The organism is Tenuibacillus multivorans, assembly GCF_900103915.1.
Lineage (GTDB): Bacteria > Bacillota > Bacilli > Bacillales > Alkalibacillaceae > Tenuibacillus > Tenuibacillus multivorans.
In genome coordinates this window covers 61393-76430 of the sequence record NZ_FNIG01000012.1, presented here as the reverse complement: position 1 = coordinate 76430, position 15038 = coordinate 61393, and the positions used below count along the sequence as shown (strand labels likewise).

18 protein-coding genes and 1 riboswitch are annotated in these 15038 nt (G+C 38.9%); of the genes, 2 read left to right on the top strand and 16 right to left on the bottom strand.

What is annotated here, in order from left to right:
- Positions 1-316: IS3 family transposase (locus tag BLP77_RS14530; protein WP_143001447.1), on the top strand; the 316-nt coding region annotated here is incomplete at its 5' end.
- 48 nt (positions 317-364) lie between these two features.
- On the opposite strand, the gene BLP77_RS14525 is transcribed toward BLP77_RS14530, so the two are convergent.
- The 13 genes from BLP77_RS14525 to BLP77_RS16170 all read right to left on the bottom strand — a co-directional run bounded on the left by BLP77_RS14525 (position 365) and on the right by BLP77_RS16170 (position 12805).
- Positions 365-1012, bottom strand: a complete 648-nt coding sequence (locus BLP77_RS14525) for an SDR family oxidoreductase (protein ID WP_093857840.1) — start codon at positions 1010-1012, stop codon at positions 365-367.
- Positions 1013-1086: 74 nt separating this feature from the next.
- Positions 1087-1761, bottom strand: coding sequence for a DUF1129 family protein (locus BLP77_RS14520; RefSeq protein ID WP_093857839.1), 675 nt, complete (start codon positions 1759-1761; stop codon positions 1087-1089).
- Entirely contained in the window at positions 1758-2087 is a 330-nt protein-coding gene (locus BLP77_RS14515) for a PadR family transcriptional regulator (RefSeq protein WP_093857838.1), read from the bottom strand. The genes BLP77_RS14520 and BLP77_RS14515 overlap by 4 nt, the downstream gene beginning before the upstream one ends.
- Positions 2088-2261: 174 nt before the next feature.
- Entirely contained in the window at positions 2262-3686 is a 1425-nt protein-coding gene (locus BLP77_RS14510) for a PH domain-containing protein (RefSeq protein ID WP_176753096.1), read from the bottom strand.
- Entirely contained in the window at positions 3679-4161 is a 483-nt protein-coding gene (locus BLP77_RS14505; RefSeq protein WP_093857836.1) for a PH domain-containing protein, read from the bottom strand. Before BLP77_RS14505 ends, BLP77_RS14510 begins: the two co-directional genes overlap by 8 nt.
- Before the next feature lie 87 nt (positions 4162-4248).
- On the bottom strand, positions 4249-5223 hold the full coding sequence (gene trhO / locus BLP77_RS14500) for an oxygen-dependent tRNA uridine(34) hydroxylase TrhO (RefSeq protein WP_093857835.1): 975 nt from the start codon (positions 5221-5223) through the stop codon (positions 4249-4251).
- Positions 5224-5728: 505 nt separating this feature from the next.
- Positions 5729-7048 (bottom strand): O-acetylhomoserine aminocarboxypropyltransferase/cysteine synthase family protein, encoded by a 1320-nt coding sequence (locus tag BLP77_RS14495; RefSeq protein WP_093857834.1) that lies wholly within the window; start codon positions 7046-7048, stop codon positions 5729-5731.
- A 26-nt stretch (positions 7049-7074) separates the two neighbouring features.
- Positions 7075-8136, bottom strand: a complete 1062-nt coding sequence (gene metX / locus BLP77_RS14490; protein ID WP_093857833.1) for a homoserine O-acetyltransferase MetX — start codon at positions 8134-8136, stop codon at positions 7075-7077.
- Between the two features lie 87 nt (positions 8137-8223).
- Positions 8224-8334, bottom strand: a riboswitch (SAM riboswitch).
- Between the two features lie 155 nt (positions 8335-8489).
- The gene (locus BLP77_RS14485; protein ID WP_093857832.1) at positions 8490-9347 is read right to left on the bottom strand and encodes an MBL fold metallo-hydrolase; all 858 of its coding nucleotides are present in this window, start codon (positions 9345-9347) and stop codon (positions 8490-8492) included.
- Between the two features lie 103 nt (positions 9348-9450).
- A complete protein-coding gene (locus BLP77_RS14480; RefSeq protein ID WP_093857831.1) occupies positions 9451-10218 on the bottom strand; it encodes a VOC family protein in 768 nt (255 codons plus the stop codon).
- A gap of 58 nt (positions 10219-10276) precedes the next feature.
- Entirely contained in the window at positions 10277-11755 is a 1479-nt protein-coding gene (locus tag BLP77_RS14475) for an RNA polymerase sigma factor (protein WP_093857830.1), read from the bottom strand.
- A 16-nt stretch (positions 11756-11771) separates the two neighbouring features.
- Positions 11772-12656, bottom strand: a complete 885-nt coding sequence (locus BLP77_RS14470; protein WP_093857847.1) for a phosphotransferase family protein — start codon at positions 12654-12656, stop codon at positions 11772-11774.
- Between the two features lie 17 nt (positions 12657-12673).
- A complete protein-coding gene (locus tag BLP77_RS16170) occupies positions 12674-12805 on the bottom strand; it encodes a hypothetical protein (protein ID WP_261753367.1) in 132 nt (43 codons plus the stop codon).
- 204 nt (positions 12806-13009) lie between these two features.
- On the opposite strand from BLP77_RS16170, the gene BLP77_RS14465 reads away from it, so the two are divergent.
- Positions 13010-13249, top strand: a complete 240-nt coding sequence (locus BLP77_RS14465; RefSeq protein WP_093857829.1) for a DUF362 domain-containing protein — start codon at positions 13010-13012, stop codon at positions 13247-13249.
- A 3-nt stretch (positions 13250-13252) separates the two neighbouring features.
- On the opposite strand, the gene rpiA is transcribed toward BLP77_RS14465, so the two are convergent.
- From rpiA to BLP77_RS14450, 3 genes are all read right to left on the bottom strand, one after another.
- A complete protein-coding gene (gene rpiA / locus BLP77_RS14460; RefSeq protein WP_093857828.1) occupies positions 13253-13954 on the bottom strand; it encodes a ribose-5-phosphate isomerase RpiA in 702 nt (233 codons plus the stop codon).
- A gap of 63 nt (positions 13955-14017) precedes the next feature.
- Positions 14018-14173: an RNA polymerase sigma factor gene (locus BLP77_RS14455; RefSeq protein ID WP_093857827.1), complete on the bottom strand. Its 156-nt coding sequence runs from the start codon at positions 14171-14173 to the stop codon at positions 14018-14020.
- Between the two features lie 100 nt (positions 14174-14273).
- The gene (locus tag BLP77_RS14450) at positions 14274-15020 is read right to left on the bottom strand and encodes an SIMPL domain-containing protein (RefSeq protein ID WP_093857826.1); all 747 of its coding nucleotides are present in this window, start codon (positions 15018-15020) and stop codon (positions 14274-14276) included.
- Positions 15021-15038: the final 18 nt, after the last annotated feature.

The following is a 15038-nucleotide window of genomic DNA, read 5'->3' as shown; positions in this document are numbered from 1 at the left end:
TGAGTATAGAACCACCATCCATTCAGATCAAGGGTGGCATTATCAACATCGTAAATGGGTAAAAACCTTGAAGAAGAACAAAATTTTTCAAAGTATGTCTAGGAAAGCGACCTGTGCAGATAATGCCGTGATGGAGAACTTCTTTGGCCTTATGAAGCAAGAAATGTATTACGGGGAACCCTTGGTTTCTTATACTGAATTAAAGAAGGATATCGAGAGGTACATCGATTATTACAATCACGAACGCATAAAAGAAAAATTGGCTGGTTTAAGTCCAGTGGAATACCGAACTCAAACCAGCCACACAGTTGCATAATCAAAACTCTAACTTTTGGGGTTCACTACCCATAGACCTACTCATTTTTTATAAACTATTTAACGCAACTTCTATAGATTGATCACCTGATAGCAAATCAAATCCGCGATTAAACGTCTTTTCTTGGTTTAATGAAGCAACAAGAACACGCGCAACATCCTCACGCGGTATAGTAGCTCGCTCTGGTAAGTCATCTGCTACCTTAATCTTTCCTGTTCCTGGTTCATTTAACAACCCACCAGGTCTTACAATCGTATGGTTTAGGGAGCTTGCAACTAAGGCTTTATCTGCATAATGTTTCGCTACATAGTAATGTCTAATTTTTTCGTTCCAATTGTCACGGTTATGAGCTTGGAGTGCACTAACCATTAGGAAACGCTCAACACCAGCTTTTTCAGCCGCTTCAACCATCTTAATGGCACCGTCCAAATCAATTAATAATGTCTTATCAGCACCTGTTTGGCCACCAGAACCTGCTGCGAAAATAACCGCGTCACAACCTTCTGCTGCTTGTGTGAGCTGGTCAACCGAACCTTCTAAATCAGCGAGTACCGCTTCAATACCTTTTTCCTTAAATTCGTTTAACTGTTCTTCCTTTCGAACCATAGCACGAACATGGTGTTCATCATAATCATGTAAAAATTCAGTGGCTTGTTTTCCAATCTGGCCATTTGCGCCAACAACTAAAACTTTCATGAGATCAGCTCCTTTTTATATTAGAACCTACATAAAAGTATTTCACAAAAGCTTTCGGTTATCAAAAATGTTGTTTAGATAAAACTCTTAACTGATCTTGCTAACACATATAATACAACACCAATAATTAAATTAAACCACACGTTCCACTCAATGAGCGGACCAAAGCTTGGCATGAAATAAATGATAACAAAGAACAATCCTATAGAGGTCAACCCAAAAATCCAATAAATGAAAAACGCTAGTACTTTATTTATATTTTTAAACGTTTCCCATCGCAGATAATGTAAAATGACAATCAATTGTAAGAAGGCAATTGGAATGGCGATCATAAGATTTGCGATTTGTGTTCCCAAATAGATCTTATACGTTAATTCATTAAGATCTAATAAATAGTGCTCTACAACATTGAACAAAGCGGATAAAATCGCTAATGCAGCTAGAAAATATAAAATCCCCATCCCCATGTATTTAATTCTCTTTTTAGTCACGATTTTAGGTAATTCTCCAATGATATCATCCGCATATTGTTTCGGGTTTTCACCAAAGACATCGACTGCTGTTTTTCCATCTTCTTGTGCCTCAAGCAAATGATCTAACATTTCGGTTAAAATCTCCTCAGTCTCGTGTTCGGATTTATCATAGGATAATCGTATATAAATCAACATATCTTCATAATATTTTTGGGTCTCTTTTGTTAAAAGCTTTCGTTTGTCATTGTTTGCTTTAATTAATTCTTTCGTATTCATAAGTTGTCCCTCCTATCTAATAATTGATCAACGGGCTGTTTAACCCACTCCCAATTATGTCGAAAATCTTCTAATGCTTCTTGCCCTTCATCCGTTAAATAATAGTATTTGCGATTGGGTCCACTAGGCGATTTTTTCATTTTCCCTTTTATTAGATTCTCTTTTTGAAGACGTAATAAAACGGGGTAAATCGATCCCTCACTCACCTCAAGCCCAAAGTGCTGAAGCTTAAGCGATAACTCATAACCGTAAACAACTTGCTTTTCTATCACAGCTAAAATACAACCTTCTAAAATCCCTTTTAATAACTGCGTTCTTAATGACAAATTCCCACCTACCTTGTAATACCAAATAGCAAACCGAAAAATAAGCAACTTTTGTTACACTAACTTGTAATGCAAAGTAGCTATTTAATAGTATAATTGATATGGATACTGAATTCAAGATTTATTATTAAGTATGAAAAAGCTTACAGAAACTCCTTTCTGTAAGCCTTCTTATTAATATTTTGATAACCAATCTAACATTTTATTTATATCATCCTGTTCTAATTCTTTTACCGTTAAATGACTTCCAGATTGTTTGCTTAAAAGCGAAACGATAACCTGTCCTAATGCCTGCTTACGATGTAAAACATGCTGCTTGTTTTCAATCGATTGTACCCGACGACGAGGGACTAACACAGTCTCTTTTGATAAACGTCTTAATTGAATGGCTAAATATCGACCATTAATCCCGTAGCTAGAATTGCGATAATTAGCTATCCCTAATAGCCAGGCAATAGAAAAAATAATGAAAAACATCCATAGTAATTGTGGGTAGAATATATAAGAAACGACAAACAAGATAACCGGTAAAATGCTTACTCTGACCATATAATATGGGATAGAGCGTTTGGGAACATTCACCATGTCAGATGGGAAATGGTTATACTCGAGTAAGATCTCATTAAGGAAGTTTTGGACTTTAGACTTTCTGATGATTGGAAATAACAACGTATGCGCATCAGCTGTTTGTCCAATTTCTCCACCAGCTATGACAACATAAATAGTGGCGAGGCCAAATGGTTGTCTAGTCAAACCCTCCTCTATGCCCACCGCCTGTATACGTTTTAAAGGAATCGTCATTTGTTTTTTCTCGAGTAAACCCCGTGTTATAAATAATTCATTGTCATATCTCGTTATTTGAAATTGACCATATTTGATAAATGTCCCTAAGATTCCTAGTAACCATAATAATACGACAATGACTAAAGCGATCAATATAATCGTTTCTATAGCCTGTGATAGAAACCATGTAGTGGTCATGCTGTAAAATTTTTCAGGTATAATATTTTCAATTTGACTAAAAAGAAGACCGATTAAACCTAAAATGACCCCTACACTTCCAGAAGTTGAACCAGCAATGAATAATTCCTTATTAGTTATATTTCGATTAGGTCGCTGAACAGATTCATGATGATCGATACTCGCGTCTTGCCCAACGTTCGCACGACTTTTCATGACATTTTGAATCCACTTACCTTCAGATAATTGAACAGCACTTAAAGCAGCATCAACCTTCTTATCGCTCCCAGCCGTTTCAACATCGACCCTAGTCAATCCTAAAGGGCGATGAAAAATACTTTGAGTTAAATCAATCGATTGGATGCGATGTTTGGAAATATAGCGATCTTTTCTAATCAGTAATCCTTGCTTAATATGTATCTGATCAGATGACACGGAATACTCGAAACGACGCCATATTAAAAAACCAATAACCGCAAAGACAATCGTTAATACACTCAGGCCTAATAGAGTATAAAGGATAAACCCATCACCTATGGATAGTACTATAATCGTAAACAAAAAATAAAAGGAGCTTTTAAATAAATTAAAAACATTAAATAAAATGGCAAGAGGGTGTAATCGTTTATAATCAGACATCATCCTGTCCCACCCTTGCCAGATCTGAAATTAAATCTCTCAAATCTGCAGCTTCTTTTTCAGGTAAAGCTGGAATTTCGTGCGTTGTAGCCGCAGTCGTAATCGTCAAAGTAGCTAATTGATAGTTTTTTAGTATGGGGCCTTGTTTCGTATCTACGTGTTGCACTCGGACCATCGGAATTAATGTTTGCGATACCACTAAAACACCATGTTGCACATAAATCTCTTCATCTAATATCTCGTATCTCCATCGCCTCCATCTTAGTTTGGGAATGAGAAATGGCGATACAATCGCATCTACTACTGTGATCACGATTAATAGAATAGAAACCAAATAAGGAATAAAATCAAATATAAATGTTAATACCATCACGATACCTGTTATAACGACAGGAATAATTAATAAAATTAGTGCCTTTAGACGCCATGCTTTAATCGCACCCATGGCAATTCTTTGCTTTGGTGGTTGCCTCATATCTATTCATCCTTCTTTTTATATCTATATAGATTATAGCATATAAAAAATCCACATACTCCGCTGAGCGTAGCATGTGGATCTAGATTAAACACCTTGAGTTTTTGCTTCATATTCTTCAATTTTTCTTAGTCGTTCTTGAACTTCTTCTTCTGTTAATCCATGTTCTTCAATATATAAATTGCGTTCTGCTGTACGGCATTCGTGTGTGCAGCCACGCATGAAGAAATGTTCGTTCTCTTCAGAGCAAATAATCTGTTTATTACATACTGGGTTAGCACAGTTCACATATCGTTCGCAAAGCTCACCTGTAAAGTAGTCCTTACCAACAATAACGTGTTCTTTTTGGTTAACTGGAACACTAATGCGCTCATCAAACACGTACATCTTACCGTCCCACAGCTCACCTTGAACTTCTGGGTCTTTACCATAAGAAACGATTCCGCCATGGAGCTGGTTGACATCTTCAAAGCCTTCTTTTTTCAACCAGCCTGAGAATTTCTCACAACGAATACCGCCTGTGCAGTAAGTTAGAATCCGCTTGCCTTCAAGCATCTCTTTATTTTCTTGAACCCATTCTGGTAATTCCTTAAACGTTTTAATATCCGGGCGAATTGCACCACGGAAGTGACCTAAGTCATATTCATAATCATTACGGGCATCTAACACAATTGTGTTTTCATCCTGTAATAATTGATAGAACTCTTTTGGTTCGAGATAATTACCTGTTAAGTCGTTTGGATCAATGTCATCTTCCAAACGTAGAGTTACAATCTCTGGACGATGACGTACGTGCATTTTCTTAAATGCATGTCCGTCTGCTTCATCAATTTTGAATTCAATATCTTCAAAACGTGGATCTTGACGAAGCGTCTCCATATATTTATCTGTCTGTTCAATCGTACCAGATACGGTACCATTAATTCCTTCTTCCGCGATTAAAATACGTCCTTTAAGACCTAGATCCTTACAGAATTTTAGATGTTGTTTCGTCAATTCTTCTGGATTGTCAATATGAACGTACTTATAATATAGCAATACGCGATAAGTTTTATCTCCCATAAATAAAACCACCTCATAATTGAATTTTCTTACGTATAAGTACGTAGAATTATTTTTTCCAACCATTAATTTTACAACAACCCGTGAAGCGATGCAATTGAAATATAAGGAAACTGAGTCGTTAATATTGAGAGGAATCATGTTAGTCAATTTAAAGAGGCCGGGAAAAAAGATTTTTATCAAACACCTAGAATAAATGGTTAGTGCAAATAACCCGCTCCGGAAATAAACTTCGCTTTTACCCTAAAGGGCACAAGTGCGACATCTGCTCAAGCTCACTGTCGTTCGCTTTCACAGTGTCTTCTATGCAGTGGCGGCTGGTGAGCCTCCAACGCACAGGATGTGCTAGTGTCGATGACGTCACAGGACGTGACCGGTTGTCATCGACCTCGTGCTTGCGCACTGTGGGGTCTCACCTATGCCTTTCCTCCCGCAGGAGTCTACGTATATTTCCTCCGCTAAATCTTAGTGCTGTTCGTTACGTCCCAGCCCCCTTTGCTATTTATTAAGCCTTTACAGATTTTTCTCTAGACGTTTTTCCTGTCGCGGTTTCAATGGCTTGCTCTAAGTCTTCTATTAAGTCTTCGATATTTTCAATACCTACAGATAAACGAATTAAGTCATCGGTGACACCAGTCGCTTTAATTTCTTCGTCGCTTAACTGCTGATGTGTTGTGCTTGCTGGGTGAATAATTAGACTTTTGGCGTCCCCAACGTTAGCTAGGTGTGACCACAATTTCACTCTGTTTATGACTTTAGCACCAGTTTCGCGGCCACCTTTAATTCCAAAAACAACAACCGAACCAGCACCTTTAGGAAAATATTTTTTCGCTAATTCATAGGAACCATGAGATTCTTGTTCTGGGTATAGCACCCAATCGACACCCGGATGCGCTTCTAGATACTGCACTACTTTTCTTGCGTTCGCAACGTGTTCCTTCATGCGAACGTGCAAGGTTTCAATTCCTAAAGCAATTTGAAAGGCATTGAATGGACTTAAAGCAGCCCCAGTATCGCGCAATAATTGTACACGCGCTTTTGTAATAAACGCCGCTTCAGGCAATGCCTCAGCATAAACGATTCCGTTATAGCTTGGATCTGGTTGAGTGAATCCAGGAAATTTTTCCGAATTCCAGTCAAATTGACCACCATCGACAAGAACACCTCCAAGCGTTGTGCCGTTTCCACCTAACCACTTCGTTGCGGAATGAACGACAATGTCCGCGCCAAAATCAATCGGACGACATAAATACGGAGTGGCAAAAGTGTTATCAACAATTAATGGAATACCAGCCTCATGTGCAATTTCAGCCACTTTTTCAATATCTAACACATGTAAACCAGGGTTACCGATAGTCTCGGCAAAGATCGCTTTAGTTTTTGGTGTGATCACCTGACGGAAATTTTCAGGATCTGTTGGGTCCACAAAATGTGTTTTAATGCCGTGTTTAGGTAAGGTTGTTGAAAATAAATTATACGTGCCACCATATAATGTGGATGCAGAAACAACCTCATCGCCTACCTCCGCCAGATTAAAAATGGCTGTTGATATCGCAGCCATTCCACTGGCAAACGCTAGACCCCCAATACCGCCTTCTAGTTGTGCTACACGCTCTTCTAACGCAGCTACTGTTGGATTACCAATTCGTGAATAGATATACCCTTCTTCCTGCAGACGAAATAAATTAGCGGCATGGTCGGTATTTTGGAACTGGTATGAATTCGTTTGATAAATCGGTAATGCTCTCGATCCTGTGACAGGGTCAGCTTTTAATCCCTCATGAACTCCTACAGTTTCTAAACGATAATGTTTCTCTTCACTCATTACAGTCGCTCCCTTTTTTAATTTATTTAAACAGCTTTTGCTGTTAACGATGCTAGTTTCTCTTGAATAATTAGACCCCATTTTTCAAATTCCACTAAAAATCCATCGTGACCATACATGGTATCTACTTCATAAAACTCTGCATAACCACCGACTTCCTGAACATCGACAACAAATCGGTTCAGCTCTGTCGGAGGATAAAGTAAATCTTTTTTAAAACCTAACGCAAAAATGGGTACACGGTATTGTGAGATTGCCTTTTGATAACCACCACGATCACGGCTAATATCATGTCTGTTCATCACATCCAATAGCTTTAAATAACTATGAGCATTAAAACGATTTGCTAACTTTTCACCTTGATAGTTCAGGTACAACTCCACATCATATCCGCCATCAATCTCACCACGAGCGAATCGTTTACAAAATAAATCATCTGACCGGTAAGTGATCATCCCAATCATTCGAGCAAGACTTAGCCCTTGCTTTGGATGCTCTCCTTTCTCCAATGCAGGATCCTGTAAAATCGCCTGTTTGGCAATATGGTTAAATGCGATCGCATAATCGCTAAATTGAGGTGTAACCGCAATCGGAAATATCGCTTCCATAAACTCTGGATACATCAAACCAAATTCAAGAACCTGCATGCCACCGAGCGATCCACCGATAACTGCCTTCAAATGGTTAATCCCTAACATATGAAGTGCCACAAACTGAACTTCTACAAGATCTCTTACCGTCAACGCAGGAAAACGATGGCGATAAGGCTTACCATCCCTCCCCAATGCCCCTGGTCCAGTCGAGCCATCACAGCCACCTAAAACATTAAAGGTGATCACTTGATAAGACCGTGTATCAATATATCCACCTTCGTTGATTAAGCCACGCCACCACCCTGGGTTCTTTTCAGTTCCAACTGTAAACTGATCACCTGTTAAAGCGTGACACACCAGAATGACGGGAGCTCCCTCTGGACCAATGCGTTCATATGCTAAATTCACTTCTTCAAATTGTTCACCTGACTCTAATATGAAATTCGGAATCGATATCGTTTCACTCTGGTATGAAATGATCTTTCCCACTTCCATCCTCCTCCCAAAAACTTTGATATAAATAAAAAGGTCCCTCTGCTTTGAACAGAGAGACCAAATATTCCGATCTTACATCATTTGTCCCTCTCATCTTTCAAAGCAAATACTGCTTTGCAGGAATTGGCACCTTTCAAACCGCTGTTTGAAGGTTGCCGGGCGTCTTCGGGCCAGTCCCTCAGCCACTCTAGATAAGAGTTATCAATCATTATTCAATTTTAAATTATAGATATATTAGCACGGGTCATTTAACGTGTCAACGAATAATGGGTTATAAAAATGGGATATACCTTATGCATATGTGAGTCAAATCAAGTTATGCAATGCTAAAAACTAATTTTTTGGAAAATAGTTTAATGCTCTTCTCGATCAACATATTTCCCAAAGTCTGGTACAGCAATGGAATCAAAATCTCGTGCCAGCATATTTAAACTTTCCTTTAATTCCTTCCCGGACATTGGCAAACCATGGCCGGTAACCGCTACTTTAGGATCGAGCGCTGCTAAATTTTCGACAGATTGCTTAGCTGCTTGCCAATCCGTTGTTAAATATCTTGGCGGACCACTGATTTCTTGATTTTGTGTCATGACATCAAAGAGATTTTCTTGTTTGACCGTCACAAAAGCATCGCCAACAATCAACGTGCCATCGCCATCTCTAAAAAATGATACATGACCCGGCGAATGCCCAGGGGTATGAATCCAACGGAAATTTGGCATATGTGGAACAGAACCATCTTCAGGTAGTGTTTCAACATGATTTCCTAACTGAATCGGCTCATTTGGGAATAATGGAGACATTTTTGCCACCATTCCACCTTCAACAGATGCATCAGGTTCAGGATAGCTTTTTTCACCTTTTAAGTATGGAATCTCGTTCGGATGTGCATAAACGGGAACATTCCAATGATCCACTAGCTCAATGATTGCACCAACATGATCAAAATGTCCATGCGTTAGGATAATCGCTTGTGGTCGACTTCCTTCACCAAATCGCTCTTCCACTACCGCAATAACTTTTTCAGCTGAATCAGGCATACCAGCATCAACGAGTACAAATTCACCTGATGATGGATTACCGACTAATACAATATTGACAATTTGAATCGTATGACTATAAATATCAGGTAACACTTCTACACCTATTCCACTTCCGACTGACGTTGTTGGGATGTACTTATAATCATCGCCATAATTCATTTCTTGGTCCATACTAATCCTCCTCATACAATTGAGTTTGCCTTAGTATTCCACTTTCGATTTAGTTTATTTAATAACATCAAAAAAGCTCCCACATTGATGTAGGAGCATGATTTTACGCACAAATCATAACTGAATTTCCTTCAGGGTCTTTAATGATGAAGAAATGATCGAATTGCATATCTTGTAATATATTAATATTTTTCTGCTTTACAAATTCATAAGCCTCATGAATTTCACTTGCTTTTAACATGAAAGTCGGGAATTTTTCTAATTCCTGATTATGACGATTATCATCGAGTAAAATCCCTGTCCCACTATCCATTTCAAACCAGTAGATTGGCCCACCATCTTGCCGCTCCGGCTTAATAGGATAGCCTAAAAGCTTGCTATACCACTCCGTTGCACGCTTTAAATCCTGTACTGGGAAAATACAAGTATTTAAGTGGTTTTTAATCGGGTGATTGGGATTAGTCGGTTTAACTGGATTCGGATTGACCCAGTCTGACTCCACCATTTGTAGAATATTCCCTTCCGTATCTTCAAAATTAAAATAAGCTAAACCAGGATGCGGACGCTGCAATTCAAGTGTAATAGTGCTACCACTTTCTTGAACTAGACGATATGATCGATCGATATCATCCGTTTTCATTTGCGCAATAGGATAACGGGTTTGATCCTCTAAATGACGGTGGTCATCTAAGGCTAAGTCCACCTGATTATCCATGTCAAAAACATAAAACGGCATATTGGTGTCTATTTTAGGAACGGGCATATGTAATAATTCGCCATACCAATCCGCCATCATCTGAAGATTTTCAACATGTAGAGCTGCACCTCCTAAGCCTTTAACAAGTGGTTCTTTGACAGTTTTTATTGTCATCTTAATCCCTCCAATAAATTCAATTCACCCTATAGACGAATAAACATTTGAATATCTATCAACTATTCGATAAAATTTTTTCAAGTTTTTCATAACCCAACATTTCAGCGTCCCTGATCTGTCTTAAACTTTTAATGGCGTTCTGGCTTATATCCATTTTCACACCGGGTAAACCATAAGGGAAAGATGGGTAAAAACGTTGGTAAATCTCAAAGGCCCTTTGAAAATATGGTTGAGCATCAACAAATTCCTCGACACTTTGTAAAAATGATAAAGCATGTTCCCTTGCCTCCGTTAAAAGGGCAACATGATAAGCGTGACCCATTGAATCAACCTCACCCACTTCAAAGGCATCTATCCACTTGTCATAAGCAGACATTCCAGCAACATAACCGTCAACAGTGGGTTCATTACCTTTCGTATGTTTGATTAAATGTTTAATCCATTGTTGAGGGTCATATGCTATCGGCGATCTATCAAACGTTGCCACAAACAATTCCGGATGATCAACTGTTCGACCCAGCCTTTCATATGGCACCTTTAGATCGGAGTAAGTTGCATTACTGTATGTAAATGTTTCATTTTCTAAATCATAACCATAAATCAAACCAAATTCACTTGTCGTTAAATTCCAAACAATAGCTGGAACACCTTGGTAAATAGAATCGTGAATCATCCGTAATGCTTTAGACAATAGATTAGGTGTCGGCACACGTCCTGGTTTTCCTATGGTACGGACTTTTAGATTAAGGGATTCAGATGCCTTTCGAACAACCCAATCCCAGTCATATATTAAACTACTACTCAATCCAATGTCATGAGCGATTTGAATTCGAAAAGCTTGTCCTGTAATTCCCATAATATAACTCAGGCTATAGTTCCGGTTCGTTATATAAGGAAAAACTTCATAAAGGATGTGCCCCAACGACGTATAGGATGAGCTCATGTTTGGAGCCATTAAGGTCTCTTTCCCTCTTCTTCCTGTAACAAATCGTTGTACCTCTTGTTTAAACGCAACTTCCTGCAGCTTCACCTTTGCACGCGAAATGATATTATAAACATTACTCGTTTTGATACCAAATTGCTGAGCAATGTGATCAGGCGGTACTTGTTTCAAAAAATGAGCTTCGAAAATCTGTTGATCCCGGGTGGACAAAGAAGAGGTCAGCCCCTTAAAAGCTGATAACCATTCCTTATACTCTAACATCGCCTCCGGTCCATCCACACTGTCATCAATGCTTTGAACGTGCTCCGTCGCTAAAACCATATCTTTACTGTTTTTCCGAATATAATCGATTGCTTTATGTCGTACCATTTGGCGAAACCAAGGAAGAAAACGGTTTGAATCTTCAAGTTGTTCAAGATGTATATATGACCGTAAAATCGTATCCTGTACGACATCTTCTGCTATATATGGATCCTTTGTAATTGACCGTGCCCAATTAATAGCTTGTGCACGATGTTCTTGTACTAATTGTCCGAATGCTTCTTGATTACCGTCTCTGGCTGCTTGAACTAAATTTGATTCTTCTTTCAATCATCCATTCCCACCTTTATAAACCTTCTGCCCAAATCGGTTGAGCTAGCTTAAAGTAATCATGATCTACGATAACTTCCATTGCTCGATCCCTTAAGAACTGAGCTTGTTTCGCATCAAATTGTTCACCCCATACTACGGCAGACACAACATGCATCGCACTATACAATCCGTATAGATCCCAGAATGACTGAGGTATGTCATTATGGAAATAGCCTGCAATATTCCCTCTCGTAAACGGAATGCTTATCGGTTTGGAAAAGAACCCAAGTTTATGTAGATCATAAAGTGGGTCGCCAAAATCAACGCGTTGAAAGTCAATAATACCTACAAACTTTTTTTGATGAATGAGTAGATTCGCTGGGTGGAAATCATCATGCTGAAGTGTACTCGGCCGACCCTTCATGAGGTGCTCATGGCGCTTAATGTAGTTTTTTAGCATGTCTTTTAAAGACTCATCAAATGTCACATCAGTTAATCGATTAAAATACCGTTCTGTCTTTGCTTTTTTAACACTAAACCAATCATGATTTTCTGGGGCTTCTATTTGGTGAAGTTTTCGTAGTTCGACTCCAGCTTGATACCCGGCTTGATATTGTTCTTCTTCTGACAATTTCCCCAAAGCGTCCTCACCATCTTCACCTGGTAAGAACTCAAGCAACATATAGCCCCGGCCTTCCATTTCACCAAACTCAAAGGCTTTTGGAACAAATCTGGAAAGCTTAGAACACTTGTTAATAACCGCAAATTCTCTTTGACGTTCATCGATATTCTCATTTGGAAAAATCCTTAAGAGGTATCGCTGATTGATGATATACTTTTCGTCATTTGAAAAGCCTTTATGGATTTTTTTAGTGGACTCGATTGATTCAAGGCCAATTTGATTTATAATTTTTTCCATCACTAAACCTCGCTTCATTAATTCCAAAACCGCAGTAGGTTTATAATAAGTGCACGAACACCATAAAAAATTAACTCAGGTATCGAAAGAATGGCATCCAACAACCAATAATCGCGCTCATCACGCTTTCGTTTCTTTTTTTCACCCATCCAAATCACCTCGAGGAGACTTAATTTTCCGAAAATATGTATAATTTTATCATATATGAATGACAACATGATTAGAAGAACAATTTCCAATTAGGGCTGTAATTTACTCCGACTACAGAAGTTTTTTCCACATATCAATCCTTTGACGCCAGACCTTTTGAACAATTAAAGTATAAATAGGAATTGTAAAGGGAGGGTATCGACATGGCTTTTGTCATTACAAGTCCTTGTCAATCAGAAAAATCAGCTGAATGTGTAGAGGTTTGCCCGGTTGACTGTATTGAAGAAGGTAAAGACCAATTTTACATAAATCCAGATGTTTGTATCAATTGCGGGGCATGCGTTTCTGTCTGTCCTGTGGCTGCGATTGTAGAAGATCTTGATTTGATGCCAGATGAGGAAAAATATTTAGAAGAAGCTGAGAAGTTTTATGGTGTTAAATAGGGACTAACCGATTGGGTTGTCCCTACTTAACACTTTTACGCCTTGTTCTTCCCCAATTAGAACCTGATTTGTCATATTAAAAAATAATCCTGTTTCTACAACACCAACTAAGCTTTTAATCTCTTCATGAAGTTTTTCTGGTTCCGTAATCGAATTAAACTGACAATCTAAAATATAATTTTGGTTGTTTGTTACAAAAACGTCACCGTCCTTTTTTCTAAGCTCAGGGTTACATCCCAAGCTTTCCAAATGTTTAGCTGTTAATTCCCAGCCAAACTGAACCACTTCAATTGGTAACGGAAAGGCTCCTAATTCCTCAACAAGCTTACTTTCATCTGCCACCACGACAAAACGATCGGCCGCTTGATTCACAATCTTCTCCCTAAGTAGTGACCCGCCGCCACCTTTAATTAGGTTAAAATTAGGGTCAATTTCATCCGCCCCATCAATCGCTAAATCGAGGCGATTCACCTCAGAAAAATCCGTTAACGGAACGCCAAATTCCTTCGCCCAGTTTTCTGTCCGAACGGATGATGGGACACCGCTAACTTTTATACCTTCCTGTACCTTCTCACCTAATCTTTTCAACATCCAATACACGGTTGAACCAGAACCTAAACCTATCGTCATTCCATCTTGTATATCTTCAACTGCTTTTTCCCCAACAGCTTTCTTTTTTAAATCGACGTCGCTTAACAAATCCATCGCCTCCGTATCCTCTATGCTCTTTAATTATTGTATATCAAATTTGACATCTAAATCTAATTTTTAAAAACCACTCGCGATCTCGAGTTTGTCCTTATAGCGATACGACTTTATTAATGTCTCTTGATAGAGGTCTTCAGCATCCGATGGCGTACCAGTTAACATGCGGCAATAATTCATTAAATCTGTTTTATAAGTCTGAATCAGTAGTTCGAACATAATAACCTCTCATTATTCCTAACGTTTTATCGACATTATACAGAAGATTATTGCAAATAAAAAAGCCTGTCTTATTAAAACAGGCTTTCCTATTCATACGTTAATTTAATTCATATACAACCGTAACTCGTTGAACGACTCTTACTTCTCCAGCCTCAATAACCGTTCTCGAATTACTTTCTGCTTGATCCATGGCTGCCTCAGCAGCGAATTGCACTGGAAAATCTATGTTTGCTCCTTGCTCAGAAAGTTGAAGAACGTCGCCTTTGGATTTACCAGCCGTCTCCGCCATGGTGTCAGCTTTAGCTTTTGTTTTTTCAATGGCTTGCTGTAACGCTTTATGCTCTAGTTCTGTTGGATCTTCTAGGGAAAAACGAACAGGCTCAATCATGTTAGCTCCAGCCTTTGATGCTGCATCAAGCACATCGCCCACACCTTCAATATCACTATACTCAAAACTTAGCACATGTTGGGCACGAAATTGCTGCTCGTCACCTTCACCCATTCGATATGGATTGACATGAAAGCGCGCCGTTTCGATGGTATCTTCACCTACACCTTGGTCAATCAGGGCTGCTTTTACCTTCTCGATTTGTTGGCTTACCGTAGCTTGAGCCGCATCAGCTGATGTTTCAGTTGCTTCAACCCCTAATCTTACTTCAGCTAAATCCGGTTCAGCCGTGACCTCGCCTTCACCTGTAACAACGATGGTACCCATTTGCATCTCTTCGTCGGCATGAGCCACTTCTGTCTCTGGTTGGCTACCTGATAAGATGGTTTGAAACATGACCCCCGCCATAATTAAAACAGTTGCTAAACCTAGCATTTTAAAACTCTTTTTAGTCAAAAATGATTCCTCCTTTAA